We start from the raw sequence: 19,371 nt of genomic DNA on the forward strand, positions 1-19,371 counted from the left end.
AAGGGATTGCCTGTTTACTTCCGATTATTCTTATATGGTTATGATTATTTATTTCTCCAGCAAATTCTTTAGAAACTCATCCAACTCTTTGTCCAGCCCTTTCAGTAATTCATCATCCACCAGTATCGTATCGTCATCTACCAACAACAATTCGGCAACAGTTTCCTTGTCTTCATCTACCAATACGAATGAATACGGTTTCAGTATCGTTATTTTTTCAAAGTCGCCCGCCTCTTTCATTCGGCATAGGATACTTTTCAGGCTTGGCTCCACATTCTCCATGAAATCATCCCCATCGTAAGTCGCCCACTCTTCAATCATCACATTTGCCAGTTCCTCATCATCGTCGTTAAAAATAGTGAGTTGTCCCGATGTTTGGTCCGGTTGTAAATGAATATCGGTTACGGCTGTCTGGTCGCAGCCACATACATATTTGCCGACTGCCTTTTGGATAGCCGATTCGATGGTAGATAGAGATTGTTGGCTCAGTTTCATAGGTTCTTCCTTTTTGTTACCTCAAAGGTATAAAAAAAATAATAATCAATGCATGATTTCCTTAAAAATCATCATTAAATCGTTCCATTTGCATTTTTAGCTTGGGTAATTGGCTGTTACGCTCCTTCAATTCGTTTGCATAAAGGGTTGTCATATAATAATTCGGCACATCATCGATGGTAGCATACGTAGCATTTTCGGCAATGTTTTTCTTGTCTACTTTTTGAGCAAGTTGCTGTGCTTTGACTGCCCATTCTTCTGCCTGTGCGAGGCTGTCCTTCATCTCGTAATATACTGCGATGTTAAGTGCGGCTTTCATCTTTTTTTTGTCCTTCTTGGTTCCGTCGTACACCTGTTTCCAGAGCTCGTAGGCTCTGTCCCATGAGTTTTCGCGTACAAAGATGGCTGCGTCACGCATCTGTACCGAACCGCCCGTGTACAGGTATCGTTTGCTCGTCTTCCAGAGAGGCAGCAGTTGTTTGACGGGAATAGTTCCTGCAAATTCAGAAGCTTCCCGCAACATCTGCGCGTCCGGAATCATGTGTGCAAATGTTTCTGTTACCGTTTCTCCGTATTCTTCCCAGAAGATACTGTCGGTCGGATGCAGCGTAGTCATCGGTTTGCTGCGTGAAGGCAGATATACTTTGACCGTCGGGTAGGCTTTTACATCCACTGTACCCAGATAGCAGTTAAAATCACGGATGTAACGCACCGTTTTAGTCGCTTTGAATTGCAGGTTCTCCATGGCGATGATACAGTCCACTCCCAAGTCTGATGCCAGCTGTTGGACTTCCTCCTGACTCAACGTACTTTCGCGTGGAAACTTATCATTAGCCCGTAAGGCGGAATCACAGATCACCACTACATCGAAATAGTTCTGATGAGCGATTTCTTCAGCCAGTGATTCGGCTGCAATCTTAACATTGCCATTTGCATAGGCTGTGGCATGACTGATTTCGGGGACATTTTCCTTAGGCTTTTCGGTTTGTGTGATCAGCTTGTTATCCGGTTCGGTGCTGGTGTTATTCACGATAGCCACTTTGCGGAGCTGAGAAGGAAAAGTCATGTCTCCGGGCTGCATGTAGTCAATAGAAATCTGCTCCAGGCTCTGACAGCTGCCGAGCGCTAACAATAGCAGAGAAACCAATGCCAGTGAATAGAATTTTGCCATAGTCTTGATATCTTTAGTAGTTTAAGCAAAAGTAGTATTTTGAATGAATAAAAGAAAGCCTCAAACAGTTTTTAACCGTTTGAGGCTTTCTTTTAGATTATAATCTTACACCGGACTGCTGTCAAGCATTCTGTCCGTGGCAGTTTTTATACTTCTTACCGCTTCCGCATGGACAAGGATCATTACGTCCTACTGTCTTTTCCGCACGGATCGGTTCGCGTCTTTGTTGCTCGCGAGTATCCTGACTGGCAGCAGCCTGTTGGTTCGGATCGCTCAGATCTTGCTTCTGCTCACGATACTTGCTCATATCCTGACGCTGCTCGGGAGCTGCCTGACGTACTTCTACACGGCGTGGGGCCTGTTGCTCGTCTGCCGGAGCTTCCTGTACAGGGATCTGTCCACGCATCAGAATAGAGATAGTCTGGTTGTTGATCTTGTTCACCATAGCGTCAAACAACGTTACGGATTCCAGCTTGTAGATCAACAGCGGGTCTTTCTGTTCGTAGCTTGCGTTCTGTACAGAGTGTTTCAACTCATCGAGTTCACGCAGGTTTTCTTTCCATGCTTCGTCGATAACGTGCAGCAGGATTGATTTCTCGAACGATTTCACCACTTCTTTTGATTCGGACTCGTAAGCAGCTTTCAGATTACAAGAGATATTGTACATCCGTTTTCCGTCTGTGATAGGAATCAGAATGTTTTCGTACATATGTCCCTGGTTTTCGTATACTTGCTTGATGACCGGATTAGCGATTTGTGCCAGACGCTCCGTTTTGCGTTTGAAGTTCTCCATGGCAATGTTGAATGTCTTTTCTGCCAGAGTATCCTTCTTTTCATTGCGGAATTCTTCTTCAGTGAACGGAGTTTCCATAGCCAATGTCTGGAGCAGTTCCATCTGACAACCTTCGTAGTCGTTATTCTCGATTGCATTCGCGCAACGGTCCCAGATCATATTTACGATATCCATACCGATACGTTCGCCCATCAGAGCGTGGCGACGCTTGGTGTAAACAACGGTACGTTGCTTGTTCATCACGTCATCGTATTCCAACAGACGTTTACGGATACCGAAGTTGTTTTCTTCCACCTTCTTCTGTGCACGTTCGATAGAGTTGGAGATCATCTTGTGCTCGATCATTTCGCCTTCCTGGAAACCGAGTTTGTCCATTACGCTGGCAATACGGTCGGAAGAGAACAGACGCATCAGGTCATCTTCCAGTGACACGAAGAATACAGAAGAACCGGGGTCACCCTGACGTCCTGCACGACCACGCAACTGGCGGTCTACACGACGGGATTCGTGACGTTCCGTACCGATAATGGCCAAACCGCCCGCGGCTTTTACTTCCGGGCTCAGCTTGATGTCGGTACCACGACCTGCCATGTTGGTAGCGATAGTTACTGCGCAACTGAAACCGGCTTTTGCTACGATCTCAGCTTCTTTCTGGTGCAGCTTCGCATTCAATACGCTGTGCTCGATCTTACGCATGGTAAGCATTTTGCTCAGCATTTCGGAGATTTCTACCGAAGTCGTACCCACCAGTACCGGACGTCCTGCCTGTACCAGTTTTTCGATTTCTTCGATAACGGCTTTATACTTTTCGCGTTTGGTCTTGTACACGCGGTCATTCATATCTTTACGTGCGATCGGGCGGTTAGTCGGGATAACGACTACATCCAGCTTGTAGATGTCCCAGAGTTCGCCTGCTTCCGTTTCGGCAGTACCGGTCATACCGGACAGCTTGTGATACATACGGAAGTAGTTCTGCAAAGTGATCGTGGCGAAAGTCTGTGTGGCAGCTTCTACTTTCACACGTTCTTTTGCTTCGATTGCCTGGTGCAATCCGTCGGAGTAGCGGCGACCTTCCATGATACGTCCGGTCTGTTCGTCTACAATTTTCACCTGTCCGTCGATAACAACGTATTCGTCATCTTTTTCGAACATCGTGTAAGCCTTCAGCAACTGGTTGATGGTATGTACGCGTTCCGATTTGATAGCGTAGTTGGTCAGCAGCTCATCTTTCTTTTCCAACAGTTGTTCGTTGGTCAGATTTTGATTTTCCAGTTCGGAAAGTTGTGCGGCAATATCCGGAAGAACAAACAGCGTCGGGTCTTCAGAGTTACCGGTGATCAGGTCGATACCTTTATCTGTCAGGTCTACACTGTTCAGTTTTTCTTCGATGACGAAGTACAACGGCTCAGTCACTTCGTGCATACGCTTGTTGTTCTGCTCCATGTAGATCTCTTCGGTCTTCAGCATACCGGCTTTGATACCTTGTTCACTGAGGAACTTGATCAATGCCTTGTTCTTCGGCAGACACTTGTGGCTACGATAAAGAGCAAGGAATCCTTCTTCCACTTCCTTCTTGTCGTTGGAGGCGATCAGGCGTTTTGCTTCGGACAGGTATTTGGTAGCAAGCACTTTTTGAGCTTCCACCAAGCGTTCTACCAGCGGGCGAAGTTGTTCGAACAGTTGGTCGTCACCTTTCGGCACCGGACCGGAAATAATCAACGGAGTACGGGCGTCGTCAATCAATACGGAGTCAACCTCATCGACGATGGCATAGTTGTGTGGGCGTTGTACAAGGTCTTTCGGGCTGATTGCCATGTTGTCACGCAGGTAGTCGAAACCAAATTCATTGTTTGTACCGAATGTGATATCAGCCAGATATGCCTGTCGACGAGCATCGGAGTTCGGCTGATGGCGGTCGATACAATCTACGCTGAGGCCGTGGAACATATAAAGCGGGCCCATCCATTCGGAGTCACGTTTGGCGAGGTAATCGTTCACGGTTACCACATGCACGCCGTTTCCGGTCAATGCGTTCAGGAATACCGGGAGGGTAGCTACCAGTGTTTTACCTTCACCTGTTGCCATTTCCGCAATCTTACCTTTGTGCAGAACGACACCACCGAACAGCTGTACATCGTAATGAACCATGTTCCATGTCATATCGTTACCACCCGCTATCCAGTGATTCTGGTAGATGGCTTTATCGCCTTCGATACGTACAAAATCTTTTGTAGCAGCCAGATGGCGGTCGAATTCAGTCGCAGTTACTACGATTTCTTCGTTTTCTGCAAATCGTTTGGCAGTTGCCTTGACGATAGAGAAAGCTACGGGCAACACTTCGTCCAGTGCTTTCTCGTATTTTTCGAGAATTTCTTTCTCTATCTTATCTATTTGTGCAAAGATGTCTTCGCGGTCTTCCAGTTCTGTGTTTTCAACGCTCGCTTTGAGTTCTTCCACTTTTGCGCGTTCGTTAGCCGCCGACTCATAGATATATTTTTTGAGTTCTTCCGTTTTGGCACGGAGGGCGTCGTTGTCCAGTGCTTCAATCTCCGGATAGGCAGCTTTGATCTTTTCTACCCAGGGCTTGATTTCTTTCATGTCTCGCGTGGATTTGTTTCCGAAAATCGAGCTTAAAATTTCATTAAATCCCATGTTATATTATTTAGTTTATTATTATTTCTTGATTGTCTGCACGGCATTTTTTTCACTTTCCGGGAAAGAGGAACGGCATAAACCTGTTGCCAAGCTGTGCAGAGTGATTATAAAATCCGCGCAAAGTTACATTAAAATGCTGATTTATTTATGTTTTGCGCATGGTTTTTGTGAGGAATCTTTTACCGAAGATCGGTAATAGGGGCAGAAGAAGAGGCATTGGGAGCCCGGATGCGCATGAAATGAGCCAGTGTAGGCGCAATATGGTCAATGGTTACAGGGGTCTGAATAATGGCCGGTTTCACGGAATGTCCCATGAAGATCAGCGGTGCGGGGATATAGGAGTGGCGTACCACCTTGTTTTCATTGCCGTTTTCGCTGACAATGGTCCATCCCGGCAATACATCGATTACGAGGTCGCCGGAACGTTTGCGGTGATAGCTGTTACGTATTCTGTATATTTCCGGAGTCCATGAACCCAGGAGAAGCCGATGGGCGGAATATGCCTCGTTTACTCCACTGAACTGCATCAGGAAGTCGGCGGACTTTTCCTGCACTTCTGTCAGGTTCAGTTGCTTTTGTTCCAGTAGTTTATGGTTCAGGTATATTTGCTGGTCATGATAGGCTTCTACATATTTCCCTTCTCCGTAAGTAGCCATCAGAAACATATTCAGCAATGCGGTGCAGCGGTTGAGATGGAACTCTCCGGTCGGTATTTTGTACAATCCCGAATCGGTTGATTCGCTGTCCGTATATCCGGTGGAAGTGACGAAAATAAGTACATTTTGCAGGCCTACTTTCTTGTCGAGCAGGTCAAGCAGGTTGGCAATGCTGCGGTCGAGGCGTACATACGTATCCTGAATTTCCATGGCGCACTCTTGTACGGATTTGTGTGCATAGTTGCCGGCATAGTAAGTAAGTGCCAATAAGTCAGTAATGTCATCCATGCCGACCGAACCTTTTCCGATTGCTTCTTCGGCGAGGGCGTTTACTTCATCGTTGACGAATGGGCTGGTGATGAAGCGGCGGAACTTATTGTTACGGTCGTCATCAAATTTATATTTGAATACCACATCCCGCCAATCTGGCAGAAAAGTGTACATGCCACGTGGAAAAACAGGTTCCCATGTGACACTGGAGATGCGGGAGTCGATGGCTTGGCGGTCGTTATATTGGCTTGCCCACCAGGGGAATTCGCCATAATAGGTCGTTCCGCTCCATTTGCCGGTTGTGGGGTTGATCCAGAATGCTCCGTTTCCTGCATGTCCGGCAGCGAAGATGGCTGCGTCGCAGTAAGGGGCGATGGCGTATACGAGACCTTTGCCTTGTGTCGCTATTTTCAGCTCGTCGGCAATGGTAGAGGTTAATAATTTCGTCGGGGCACAGGTCTGATCGGTATAATATCCCATGAAGGCCGGGTCGTCCGTACTGTTGACAGTGCGCAGGGTCGAGACGTCCATCCATCGGTTCGAGATAATTCCATTGACGGAAGGGGTCGATCCGCTGTAGATGGCTGCCATGGCAGAGGCACGGTCTACGCCGCTGAATGTATATTCTGCATTGTGGAATACTCTTCCCTCTTTCCAGAGCCGTTTGAAGCCTCTTTCGCCGTAGAGTGACGAGAAGGCTTCCAGATAGTCCGTACGCAGTTGGTCAATCGTGAGCCCTACCACAAGTTTAGGGGCAGTAGGCAACGACTGAGCTTGTAGCCCGGTGAAGGTCAATACGGTAATCAGGGAAGTGAGTAGTCCTTTCATTATTTCTTTTTAGAGGTCAAAATCAAATTGCTCGCTGAACGTATCAGCAAACAGAGTGCCAAAGGTACAACAGCAAAGTCAAATCTTTGCGGAATTAGTGGAAAAAGCACTATAAAAAGTGTTAAAACGATCAAATTCAATGTCAGATACCAGCATTTCTTCCCTTTTCGGACACAATAAATGATGTATGGAAGAAAAAGAAGCTGTCCCGGATGGAAGACCAGTAACAGGAAATTGGAGCTGACAGCGGGGTGTTCGGAGAACAGTGCCAGAAAAGCCAGCACACAACCTACGATGCCTGCGGTGCCGAACAACACCAGATCAACTCCCCACAGTCCCGTTCTTTTGCGGAGACTGTAAATGGTTGCCGCTGCGGTAAGTATGAAAAGAAGGAGAGAGCATTGCAGTGGGGTGGGCATCCAGCCGCCTTCTTCTTCATCGGAGACAGCGTCTACGATCAGTGCTTTGTCGGATACGAGCGGACGCTGAATGGAGTCATTGGCAATCTGGGCACCTGCGAAAGCATCCATCAGATAAAAGGGGGCAAACATCATTTGACGCTGCGTGATAGGCCGGTCTGCTTCGCTTCCGATGCAGAGGTCGATGCCGAAGCGGGCCCACGGGTGCCCTTTGCAATATTGATGCACGATGTCACGGAAGGAGCGTGAGCCGTCTTGGGACTCAGACGGATAAATCACCTTTCCGATGATGCTTTCCTCTATTTTATCGCGCGGTCGGGTGGCACAGTTGTCGTAGAAGAAGTTATAACGGTATACCCGGTTTTCGGGGCGGTAATTTTCTTGTAGCAATCGGATCAGTTCTGCTTTTTCTTCCTTGCTCAGGTTGAGTGTTTGTTGCCAGACACTGCGCCCGTCAAAAGCATATTCGGCGGCAAAGTGAGCGTAATCGGTGGCTCCGAGCTGGTAGTCTGTCTCGCCTAATGAAAAACGGAATATGAAATTCGGGGTGTTGAAACTGAATAACCCGTAGTTGAATACGGCGTCGATTCCGTTGGCTGGATCTTCGTAGCGGATGGCAGTATGACCGAACAGGGAGTATATTTCTTCTCCGGGGGCGCAAGTCAGCAGACTGAGTCGGATAGAGTCGTTACCGTTGGCAGTTGTTTGTCCAAAGGGCAGGAGCAACAGGAAAAAAAGTAAAAGTATATATAAATTAGGCCGTTTCATGAAAGGACTTGTTTTATTTTGGCAGCGAATATACGAAGAATAGTTGGATTCGAAAAATAGAGCCTTCGTTTTGTCTGAACAGAGGCTCTGACCGGGGCAAATGGAGCCTCTGTTTGGGTGAAATGGAGGCTCTGTTTTCTGGTGGATAGCACGAGGAAAAGCCGCCCATACAACCGCCCCATTTTCAGCCTTTGTAACTAGTTGTATGATAGTGGATTATTGGCTTCTGAAAAATGATGCCGCCCATACACCCGCCCATATATTATTAATAAATATAATTATCTATATTAATATTGTTCGGACGACTCACTTTTTTTGTGTTGCCAAAAGGAAAATAAACAGATAATTCATCCTACATGCAGATACTTTTCTTTTTTTACTTTACCTTTGCGCCCGCAATTGATAAAAGAGAACATTGAATTTAATTATTGACATAGGAAATACGACTGCAAAAGTAGCTCTCTTTGATGGCAATGAGATGGTGGAGGTTGTGACCGACTCCAATCAATCGTTAGATTGCTTGAAAGCTCTTTGTTCCAAATACCCGGTTGAACAAGGTATCGTGGCTACTGTCATTGATTTGAGCGAACGGATACTGGCCGATCTGGCTGCTTTGCCGTTCCCTTTGTTATGGCTCAATCATCAGACTCCGTTGCCGGTAGCCAATTTGTACGAAACTCCCGATACATTGGGGTATGACCGGATGGCAGCGGTAGTAGGGGCTAATGAGCGTTTTCCCCATAATGATATATTGGTCATTGATGCGGGCACTTGCATCACTTATGAGTTTATCGACTCGAAGGGGCAGTATCACGGTGGTAATATTTCTCCCGGCATGCAGATGCGCTTCAAGGCACTTCATCAGTTTACCGGGCGTTTGCCACAGATAGATGCCAACGGGCGGAAACTCCCGATGGGAAAGGATACGGAAACGGCCATCCGTGCCGGAGTGCTGAAAGGGATGGAATATGAAATTTCAGGCTATATTGAGGCTATGAAGCATAAATATCCTGAACTTTTGGTTTTTTTAACGGGCGGAGATGATTTTTCTTTTGATAGCAGCGTAAAAAGTGTCATCTTTGCAGATAGATTTTTAGTGTTGAAAGGATTAAATAGAATTTTAAACTATAATAATGGTAGGATTTAAACACACGATTTGGGCGCTATTGCTCATGATGGTTACCGGAACGGCAATCGCTCAAAATAATACAAACTCTCCTTACACACGATATGGCTATGGCGACTTATCCGATCAAAGTTTCGGAAATAGCAAGGCGATGGGTGGAATTGCTTTCGGACTCCGGGATGGGGCGCAGATCAATCCAACGAATCCTGCTTCATATACGGCCATTGACTCATTGACGTTCCTGTTCGAGGGAGGTGTCAGTTTACAGAATATGAATATTAGTAATGGCGGTGTGAAGATGAACGCCAAGAATGCCAGCTTCGATTATCTCGCTATGCAGTTTCGGTTAGCTCCGTGGATGGGAATGAGTGTCGGATTGCTGCCATATTCTAATATCGGATATAGTGTGTCGGATAGCCAGACTGGGAATGACGGTTTGGTTACCAGCAGAAGTTTTACCGGAGATGGTGGCTTGCATCAAATGTACGCAGGTATTGGTGTAAAAGTGCTTAAGAATTTGTCTATTGGTGTGAATGCTTCTTACTTTTGGGGAGATCTAACCCGCGGAAGAGCAGTGTACTATCCGGGAGAATCTTCCTCTTATTCTTATCAACGGACAATGGTAGCTTCAATATCGGACTATAAGTTGGATTTGGGTGCACAATATACACAGGCTTTGAATAAAAAGAGTTCTTTGACGGTTGGTGCAGTATATTCTCCTAAACATAAGTTGAATAACGATTATTCATCAACTGTCCTAATGGCTGCACAGACTAGCAATCAGGCCTCATATCAGGACAATTTGGATGCTACGTTAGAGTTGCCCAATACTTTTGGAATCGGCTTTACCTACAATTATGATAAACGTCTGACAGTCGGTGCCGATTACAGTTTGCAGCAGTGGTCAAAAACAAAGTTTGGAGTAGTAACCAATGATGAAAATGTGCGTCAGGACTTTAATGAAACATTCGATTATTGTGATCGTACAAAAATATCAGTCGGTGCGGAATACATTCCTAATTTGATAGGACGTTCCTATTTCGCCCACATAAAATACCGTTTAGGAGCTTATTATACGACTCCGTATTATAAGATTGATGGGAAAAAGGCTTCACGTGAATATGGTGTAACTGCCGGTTTCGGTCTGCCTGTTCCCCGTTCGCGTTCCATTCTTAGTATCAGCGGACAGTTTGTTCGTGTGAAAGGACTGGAGACGAACATGGTGAATGAAAATATCTTCCGTGTGAGTATCGGACTTACGTTCAACGAACGTTGGTTCTTCAAACGTAGGGTAGAATAATAAAGTGAGAGAGAATAGACGATATTATATAAACAACTAAAATTTAGATACAATGAAAATTAAAACGCTTGTGGCTATGTTGTTCCTTTCGGCTGGAGCAACCACTGTGGTAGCACAGGATGCGACTAACTGTAATTCGAACAGTAGTATCTCGCATGAGGCTGTGCGTGCAGGAAATTTTAAAGATGCGTATACTCCTTGGAAAGCTGTGTTGGATAATTGCCCGACATTGCGTTTCTACACTTTTACTGACGGATATAAAATCCTTAAAGGGCTGATGGCACAGATTAAGGATAAAAATAGTCCCGAATATAAGAAGTATTTTGATGAATTAATGAATACGCACGACCTGCGTATGAAATACACAGAAGAATTCCTTTCAAAAGGAACAAAGGTTTCTTCTGCCGACGAAGCACTGGGAATTAAGGCTGTAGACTATATCGCTTTAGCTCCGAAAGTGGATGCTAATCAGGCTTATCAATGGTTGAGCCAGTCTGTAAATGCGGTGAAAGGTGAATCTGCTGGAGCTACTTTGTTCTATTTTCTTCAGATGTCATTGGACAAATTGAAAGCAGATCCTAATCATAAAGAACAATTTATCCAGGATTATCTGCTCGCTTCAGAATATGCGGATGATGCTATTGCTGCGGAAACTAGCGAAGCAAAGAAGAAAAACCTGATGGGTATCAAAGATAATCTCGTTGCTTTGTTTGTGAATAGTGGTACTGCTGACTGTGAATCACTGCAAGGTATCTATGGTCCGAAAGTAGAATCTAACCAGACAGACTTGGCTTATCTGAAAAAAGTAATCGATATCATGAAAATGATGAGATGTACGGAAAGTGAAGCTTATCTGCAAGCATCTTTCTATGCTTATAAGATGGAGCCGACTGCTGAAGCTGCTACCGGATGTGCTTATCAGGCATTCAAGAAAGGTGATATTGACGGTGCAGTGAAGTTCTTTGACGAAGCAATCCAACTGGAAACAGACAACGTGAAGAAGGCTGAAAAGGCATACGCTGCCGCAGCTGTATTGGCTTCTGCCAAGAAGTTGTCTCAAGCCAGATCATATTGCCAGAAAGCAATTAGTTTCAACGAGAACTACGGTGCTCCTTATATTCTGATTGCCAACCTGTATGCAATGAGTCCTAACTGGAGTGATGAGTCTGCATTGAACAAATGTACTTACTTTGCTGTAATAGATAAGCTGCAACGTGCAAAAGCAGTGGATCCAAGTGTAGCTGAAGAAGCAAACAAATTGATTGGCACTTATTCCGGTCATACTCCGCAGGCGAAAGACCTCTTTATGTTAGGTTATAAAGCAGGCGACCGTATTACTATCGGTGGCTGGATCGGAGAGTCTACAACGATTAGATAAAATTTATGTTGCGAAAACGAAGTAACCGTTTGTTGCATAAAAGCATAAGCATAACAATTGCCTTCGGGGCAATTGTTATGCTTCTTTCATTTTCTTCCTGCGGCGGCAAGAAGAATGCGCTGGGCGACGCTATAACTGAACGTGATTCATTGCCGGTGATGAATACACTGGGAGTAACGACCCTTATATCCGATTCGGGAGTGACACGCTACCGGGTAAACACGGAAGAGTGGACGGTATACGACCGCAAGAAACCTTCTTATTGGGCGTTCGAGAAAGGAGTGTATCTGGAACAGTTTGATTCTATCTTTAATATCGAGGCCAGCATTAAAGCAGATACCGCTTATTATTATGATAAGCAGAAGCTCTGGAAACTGATAGGAAACGTTGATATACAAAACCGGAAAGGGGAGCGTTTTAATACCGAGTTACTTTATTGGAACGAATCTACTCAGAAAGTATATTCCGATAAGTTTATACGCATCCAGCAGCCGGACCGGGTGATTACCGGACACGGCTTTGACTCTAATCAACAAATGACCGTTTATGTCATTCAGAATATTGAAGGTATTTTCTATGTAGACGAAAACGAGGGAACCGCTCAGCCGGAAGTAAAAACATTGCCACCGGATTCTACGAAAAAAGATTCTGTGAAATAAACTATGAATATTTATATCTCTTTACTCATCACGATGGCTTTCTCCGCTTTCTTCTCAGGAATGGAGATCGCGTTTGTCTCAGTGGATAAGTTACGCTTTGAAATGGAACGTAAGGGAAGAGTCACATCCCGTATCCTTTCTGTTTTTTTTAAGCACCCGAACGAATTTATCTCTACCATGCTGGTAGGAAACAATATAGCATTGGTTATCTATGGTATATTGATGGCACAGATTATCGGTGATAATCTGTTGGCCGGATTTATTGATAGCCACTTTCTGATGGTACTGGCTCAGACCGTCATTTCCACTCTGATTATTTTGGTGACTGGAGAGTTCCTTCCTAAAACATTGTTTAAGATCAATCCCAATCTGGTATTGAATGTTGCCGCTATTCCGCTTTTTATCTGTTATATCGTCTTATATCCTATATCCAAGTTCGCTTCCGGAGTATCCTGCCTGTTTCTTCGTATTTTTGGAATGAAGGTAAACAAGGAAGCTTCGGATATCGCTTTCGGAAAAGTCGATTTGGACTACTTTATACAGAGTAGCATCGATAATGCCGAAAATGAAGAAGAACTGGACACGGAAGTGAAGATCTTTCAGAATGCACTCGACTTTTCGAGCATAAAGATACGTGACTGTATCGTTCCACGTACCGAAGTGGTGGCTGTTGATCTCACAACCTCACTGGATGAGCTCAAGAACCGTTTTATAGAATCCGGCATCTCGAAGATTATTGTGTATGACGGAAATATAGATAATGTGGTCGGTTATATCCATTCGTCGGAAATGTTTCGTGCTCCGAAAGATTGGCACGATAACGTGAAAGATGTGCCCATTGTGCCCGAAACAATGTCCGCTCACAAACTGATGAAACTGTTCATGCTGCAAAAGAAGACGATTGCGGTAGTGGTAGACGAGTTTGGTGGTACGTCCGGCATTGTATCATTGGAAGATTTGGTAGAAGAGATTTTTGGTGATATAGAAGATGAACATGATAATACTTCATATATCAGCAAGAAGATTGATGAAAATGAATATGTTTTGTCCGCCCGCCTGGAAATAGAAAAGGTCAATGAAATGTTCGGACTTGACCTGCCCGAATCGGACGACTACCTGACAGTTGGCGGATTGATACTGAGCCAATATCAGAGTTTCCCGAAACTACATGAATTGGTCCGTGTCGGTCGTTATGAGTTTAAAATAATCAAGGTGACAGCGACAAAAATAGAACTTGTACGCTTAAAAGTCATGGAATAATGGCGATAACCGTGAAATTTTTAGCTAATAAATAGAAGCATATTAGCATTTTTTGTATCTTCGTGCGCTAAAATGACAATGGAAAGAAATAATAATAAACATAAATCGTATTAATCAAAATGGCAACATTACAAAACATTAGGTCGAAAGGACCTCTATTGGTGATTGTTATCGGTTTGGCGCTGTTTGCTTTCATCGCGGGTGACGCGTGGAAGGTAATGCAACCGCACCAGGCACATGACGTAGGTGAGGTGAACGGAGATGCTCTTTCCGCTCAGGAGTATCAGAATTTGGTAGAAGAATATACCGAGGTGATAAAGCTCTCTCGTGGAGTGACTGCACTGAACGACGAACAGACCAATCAGGTGCGCGACGAAGTATGGCGTTCCTACGTAAATAACAAACTGGTTGAGAAAGAAGCAAAAGCATTGGGATTGACAGTCTCTGCTGCTGAAATTCAGGATATCCTGAAAGCAGGCGTGCATCCTTTGTTGCAACAGACTCCTTTCCGCAACCCGCAGACCGGTGCTTTCGATAAGGATATGCTGAATAAGTTCCTGGTAGATTATGCCAAGATGAGCGAATCTCAGATGCCTGCTCAGTATGCCGAACAGTATAACAACATGTACAAATACTGGTCATTCATCCAGAAAACATTGGTTCAGAGCCGTCTGGCTGAGAAATATCAGGCATTGGTATCTAAAGCACTTCTTTCCAATCCGGTAGAAGCACAGGATGCTTTCGATGCAAGGGTGAATCAATACGACCTGTTGATGGCTGCCGTTCCTTATTCTTCTGTAGTAGACTCTACAATCGTAGTGAAAGAATCGGAACTGAAAGACCTTTATAACAAGAAGAAAGAACAGTTCAAGCAATATCAGGAAAGCCGTGATATCAAGTACATCGATGTTCAGGTGACTGCAAGTGCCGAAGACAGAGCTGCTATCCAGAAGGAAGTAGACGAAGCTACCGAACAGTTGGCTAACACAACAGACGATTATACTTCTTTTATCCGTTCTGTAGGTTCGGAGGCTCCTTATGTAGACTTGTTCTACAACAAGACAGCTTTCCCGGCTGATGTAGTTGCCCGTCTGGATTCTGCTTCTATAGGTTCAGTTTATGGTCCTTACTATAATGGTGCCGACAATACTATCAATTCATTCAAAGTAGTTGCCAAGACTGCCGCTGCCGACTCTATCGAGTTCCGTCAGATCCAGGTATTTGCAGAAGATGCATTGAAGACAAAAACCTTGGCAGACAGTATCTATACTGCTATCAAAGGAGGTGCTAACTTCGCGGATCTGGCTAAAAAATATGGTCAGACAGGTGAAAGCAACTGGATGAGCTCTGCACAATATGAAGGAGCGCAGATCGATGGTGACAACCTGAAGTTTATCTCTGCTATCAACAATACAGGTGTGAACGAAGTAGTGAACCTGCCGTTAGGTCAGGCTAATGTAATCCTCCAGGTGACTAACAAGAAAGCCGTGAAGGATAAATATAAAGTAGCTGTTGTGAAACGTGAAGTTGAGTTCAGCAAAGAAACATATAACCGTGCTTACAATGACTTCAGCCAGTTCATCGCTGCTAATCCTACTGCAGAAAAGATGGCCGCTAATGCTGAAGAAGCCGGATACAGACTGTTGGACAGAAAAGACTTGTATAGCTCAGAACATACGATCGGTGGTGTAAGAGGTACTAAAGAAGCATTAAGATGGGCATTCTCCGCTAAACCGGGTGATGTTTCCGGTTTGTACGAATGTGGCGAAAGCGATCACATGGTTGCAGTGGCTTTGGTAGGTGTTACTCCGGAAGGATATCGTCCTTTGAAAGCTGTACAGGATCAGTTGAGAGCTGAAATTGTTAAAGATAAGAAAGCTGAAAAGATTATGGCTGACATGAAAGCCGCTAACGCGACTTCTCTCGACCAGTACAAAGCGATATCCGGTGCAGTAAGCGATTCTTTGAAGTTGGTTACATTTGCCGCTCCTGCCTATGTGTCAGCATTGCGTAGCAGCGAACCGTTGGTAGGTGCTTATGCTTCTGTTGCCGAAATGAACAAGCTGAGTGCTCCGATCAAAGGTAATGCAGGCGTATTTGTACTGCAGATGTATGGCAAAGACAAACTGAGCGATACCTTCAACGCTAAAGATGAAGAAGCTACACTGGCCAACATGCATGCACGCTTCGCAAGCCGTCTGATGAACGACCTGTATCTGAAAGGAAATGTAAAGGATACACGTTACCTGTTCTTCTAAGATCAGTCGTAAAAACGATAACTGCAAAAGGTCGTTCCTCTTTCGGGAACGACCTTTTTTGCTAACTTTTACATCCTCGCTATACGGAAATCGACTTTATTTCCTTACATTTGCAAATATAAACCATGAACAGAAAGAATGATGTCTAAATATCCTCTCTTAGGAATGACGCTGGTAGAGCTGCAATCGCTGGTAAAACGTCTGGGTATGCCCGGCTTTGCCGCCAAGCAGATCGCATCCTGGCTTTACGATAAGAAGGTGACCTCGATTGATGAAATGACTAATTTGTCGTTGAAACACCGGGAGTTGCTCATGCAGAACTATGAGGTCGGTGCGGAAGCCCCGGTGGATGAAATGCGCTCTGTAGACGGTACGGTGAAATACTTGTACCCTGTAGGCGGGAATCATTTCGTAGAGTCGGTATATATTCCGGACGATGAACGGGCGACCTTATGTGTCTCCTCACAGGTAGGTTGCAAAATGAATTGTAAGTTCTGTATGACAGGGAAACAAGGCTACACCGCCAACCTGACCGCTCAGCAGATTATCAACCAGATTCATTCATTGCCCGAACGGGATAAACTGACGAATGTGGTCATGATGGGAATGGGCGAACCACTCGACAATCTGGATGAAGTACTGAAAGCATTGGATATACTGACTGCTTCTTATGGCTACGCATGGAGCCCGAAACGGATAACAGTTTCTACGGTCGGATTGCGGAAAGGATTGCAGCGCTTTATCGAAGAGAGTGACTGCCATCTGGCTGTCAGCCTGCATTCTCCGGTGCTGCCCCAACGTGCGGAACTGATGCCGGCGGAGAAAGCCTTTTCAATGACAGAAATGGTAGAACTGTTAAAAAACTATGATTTTAGTAAACAGCGTCGACTTTCGTTTGAGTATATTGTTTTTAAGGGGCTGAATGATTCGCAAATCTATGCCAGGGAGTTGTTGAAACTGCTTCGCGGACTGGATTGCCGGATCAATCTGATCCGCTTCCATGCCATTCCGGGAGTAAACCTTGAAGGGGCCGATATGGATACAATGACCCGTTTTCGTGATTATCTGACCACGCACGGGCTTTTCACTACCATTCGTGCCTCACGGGGAGAAGACATCTTTGCGGCATGTGGCATGCTGTCGACTGCGAAACAGGAGGAAAATAGTAAAAGTTAATATATAAAATCGAACATCATGAAAAAGTACTTCTTTTATTTAAGCATGGCTTTAGTAGCTTTGGTCGTTGCTTCTTGTGGACTGAAAGGGAATCATACCTCTAGTGGCCGTCCGTATGAACTGCTGGTAGTAGTGGATGCGGGTGTATGGGACCGTGCCGCCGGAAGGGCCTTGCATGATGTGCTTGATTCTGACATGCCGGGATTGCCCCAGTCGGAACCTTCTTTCCGGATTATGTATACTTCACCGAAAGATTACGACTCTACCCTGAAGCTGATCCGCAACATTATCATAGTAGATATAAAAGATATTTATACGAAAGGTACTTTCAAATATGCGAAAGACGTTTATGCTTCTCCACAGTTGATACTGACTATTCAGGCTCCGGACGAAGAAGTGTTTGAGAAGTTCGTGGAAGAGAACAAACAAACGATTATCGACTTCTTTACTCGTGCCGAGATGAACCGTCAGATTACGTTGCTGGAAGAAAAACACAGTAATTTTATCTCTCAGAAGATAGATAGCTTGTTTGGCTGTGATATCTGGATACCTTCGGAACTGAACAATTCGAAGACAGGTGAGGATTTCTTTTGGGCTTCTACCAATACAGGTTCTGCTGATCGTAATTTCGTGATGTATTCTTATCCTTATACGGATAAAGATACATTTACTAAAGAATACTTTGTTCATAAACGCGACTCTGTGATGCAGGTCAATATCCCCGGATTCAAAGAGGGCGTTTATATGTCGACGGATTCGTTGCTGACTGACGTCCGTCCGATCAGCGTACACAATGACTACACGATGGAAGCACGTGGATTGTGGCGCATGAAGGGAGACTTCATGGGTGGTCCGTTTGTTTCCCACACTCGTCTGGATCAGAAAAACCAACGTATCATTACAGCAGAAATATTTGTATACTCACCTGATAAAATGAAACGCAACTTAGTTCGTCAGATGGAATCATCTCTTTATACGCTGAGACTTCCGCAAGAAGCTCCGCAGAGCCAGATTCCTTTGGGAGTGACCAAAGAAGCGGAACCAACTAAAAAATAAAAACATGGAAGAAAACAAAATAAGAATCGGCATTACCCAGGGAGACATCAACGGGGTAGGCTATGAAGTGATCTTGAAGACATTCTCAGACCCTACTATGCTTGAACTATGTACTCCGATCATCTACGGTTCACCTAAAGTGGCGGCCTACCATCGTAAAGCGCTGGATGTGCAGGCTAATTTCAGCATTGTCAATACAGCTTCCGAAGCCGGATACAATCGTCTGAGTGTAGTGAACTGTACCGATGATGAAGTGAAAGTAGAGTTCTCCAAACCCGATCCCGAAGCAGGTAAAGCTGCACTGGGCGCTTTGGAACGTGCTATTGAAGAATATCGTGAGGGGCTGATCGACGTTATTGTGACCGCTCCGATCAACAAACATACCATCCAGTCGGAAGAGTTCTCTTTCCCCGGTCATACAGAGTATATTGAAGAACGGCTGGGCAATGGAAACAAGTCGCTGATGATTCTCATGAAGAATGATTTCCGTGTGGCTTTGGTGACAACACATATTCCGGTAAGGGAGATTGCTACAACGATCACAAAGGAACTGATTCAGGAGAAACTGGCTATTTTCCATCACTGCCTGAAACAGGATTTCGGTATTGGTGCTCCGCGTATTGCCGTGCTCTCACTCAATCCCCATGCCGGAGACGGCGGATTGCTGGGTATGGAAGAACAGGAAGTGATTATTCCTGCCATGAAAGAAATGGAAGAGAAAGGCATCATCTGTTACGGTCCTTATGCGGCAGACGGTTTTATGGGATCGGGCAATTATACTCATTTCGACGGAATATTGGCTATGTATCATGATCAGGGACTGGCACCGTTCAAAGCTCTTGCTATGGAAGATGGTGTGAACTATACTGCCGGACTTCCGGTGGTACGTACCTCTCCGGCTCATGGAACAGCCTATGATATCGCCGGTAAAGGACTTGCCAGCGAAGATTCTTTCCGTCAGGCCATTTATGTAGCGATTGATGTATTCCGTAACCGCCAGCGCGAGAAAGCGGCACGGGTAAATCCGCTGCGGAAGCAGTATTACGAGAAACGGGATGATAGTGATAAACTAAAACTGGATACAGTAGACGAAGATTAAGAAG

Annotated in this window: 14 protein-coding genes; 9 read left to right on the forward strand and 5 right to left on the reverse strand. The window is 45.0% G+C overall.

Translation table 11 applies throughout. The features are described from left to right. Window positions 1–48 precede the first annotated feature (48 nt). The 5 genes from K6V30_RS10365 to lnb form a co-directional block, all read right to left on the reverse strand. Window positions 49–495, reverse strand: coding sequence for a hypothetical protein (locus K6V30_RS10365; protein ID WP_010536954.1), 447 nt, complete (start codon window positions 493–495; stop codon window positions 49–51). Window positions 496–556: 61 nt separating this feature from the next. After that, window positions 557–1,666 carry a DUF6340 family protein gene (locus K6V30_RS10370; RefSeq protein WP_010536955.1) on the reverse strand — a complete coding sequence of 370 codons (1,110 nt, stop codon included), beginning with the start codon at window positions 1,664–1,666 and terminating at the stop codon, window positions 557–559. 121 nt (window positions 1,667–1,787) lie between these two features. Continuing rightward, window positions 1,788–5,111 carry a preprotein translocase subunit SecA gene (gene secA / locus K6V30_RS10375; protein ID WP_010536956.1) on the reverse strand — a complete coding sequence of 1,108 codons (3,324 nt, stop codon included), beginning with the start codon at window positions 5,109–5,111 and terminating at the stop codon, window positions 1,788–1,790. A gap of 182 nt (window positions 5,112–5,293) precedes the next feature. Further along, on the reverse strand, window positions 5,294–6,868 hold the full coding sequence (locus tag K6V30_RS10380; protein ID WP_055270141.1) for an alkaline phosphatase family protein: 1,575 nt from the start codon (window positions 6,866–6,868) through the stop codon (window positions 5,294–5,296). Beyond that, on the reverse strand, window positions 6,868–8,055 hold the full coding sequence (gene lnb, locus K6V30_RS10385; RefSeq protein WP_055270139.1) for a lipoprotein N-acyltransferase Lnb: 1,188 nt from the start codon (window positions 8,053–8,055) through the stop codon (window positions 6,868–6,870). The genes K6V30_RS10380 and lnb overlap by 1 nt, the downstream gene beginning before the upstream one ends. Before the next feature lie 415 nt (window positions 8,056–8,470). On the opposite strand from lnb, the gene K6V30_RS10390 reads away from it, so the two are divergent. The 9 genes from K6V30_RS10390 (at window position 8,471) to pdxA (ending at window position 19,367) form a co-directional block, all read left to right on the forward strand. Next, complete coding sequence (locus K6V30_RS10390) at window positions 8,471–9,202, forward strand: type III pantothenate kinase (RefSeq protein WP_010536959.1); 732 nt, start codon at window positions 8,471–8,473, stop codon at window positions 9,200–9,202. Beyond that, entirely contained in the window at window positions 9,189–10,481 is a 1,293-nt protein-coding gene (gene bamG, locus K6V30_RS10395) for a BamG family beta-barrel-assembly machinery protein (protein ID WP_010536960.1), read from the forward strand. The genes K6V30_RS10390 and bamG overlap by 14 nt, the downstream gene beginning before the upstream one ends. Window positions 10,482–10,533: 52 nt before the next feature. Beyond that, window positions 10,534–11,859, forward strand: a complete 1,326-nt coding sequence (locus tag K6V30_RS10400) for a hypothetical protein (RefSeq protein ID WP_010536961.1) — start codon at window positions 10,534–10,536, stop codon at window positions 11,857–11,859. A 5-nt stretch (window positions 11,860–11,864) separates the two neighbouring features. Further along, a complete protein-coding gene (lptC, locus tag K6V30_RS10405) occupies window positions 11,865–12,518 on the forward strand; it encodes an LPS export ABC transporter periplasmic protein LptC (protein ID WP_010536962.1) in 654 nt (217 codons plus the stop codon). Window positions 12,519–12,521: 3 nt separating this feature from the next. Next, complete coding sequence (locus K6V30_RS10410; protein ID WP_010536963.1) at window positions 12,522–13,778, forward strand: hemolysin family protein; 1,257 nt, start codon at window positions 12,522–12,524, stop codon at window positions 13,776–13,778. Between the two features lie 119 nt (window positions 13,779–13,897). Continuing rightward, complete coding sequence (locus K6V30_RS10415) at window positions 13,898–16,036, forward strand: peptidylprolyl isomerase (RefSeq protein ID WP_055270137.1); 2,139 nt, start codon at window positions 13,898–13,900, stop codon at window positions 16,034–16,036. A gap of 141 nt (window positions 16,037–16,177) precedes the next feature. Beyond that, complete coding sequence (gene rlmN / locus K6V30_RS10420; RefSeq protein ID WP_055270135.1) at window positions 16,178–17,212, forward strand: dual-specificity RNA methyltransferase RlmN; 1,035 nt, start codon at window positions 16,178–16,180, stop codon at window positions 17,210–17,212. 18 nt (window positions 17,213–17,230) lie between these two features. Further along, on the forward strand, window positions 17,231–18,268 hold the full coding sequence (locus tag K6V30_RS10425; RefSeq protein ID WP_022301220.1) for a DUF4837 family protein: 1,038 nt from the start codon (window positions 17,231–17,233) through the stop codon (window positions 18,266–18,268). Between the two features lie 4 nt (window positions 18,269–18,272). Then, window positions 18,273–19,367 carry a 4-hydroxythreonine-4-phosphate dehydrogenase PdxA gene (gene pdxA, locus K6V30_RS10430; protein ID WP_010536967.1) on the forward strand — a complete coding sequence of 365 codons (1,095 nt, stop codon included), beginning with the start codon at window positions 18,273–18,275 and terminating at the stop codon, window positions 19,365–19,367. The last annotated feature ends 4 nt before the right edge of the window (window positions 19,368–19,371 follow it).

Source organism: Bacteroides faecis, assembly GCF_020091505.1.
Taxonomy (GTDB): domain Bacteria; phylum Bacteroidota; class Bacteroidia; order Bacteroidales; family Bacteroidaceae; genus Bacteroides; species Bacteroides faecis.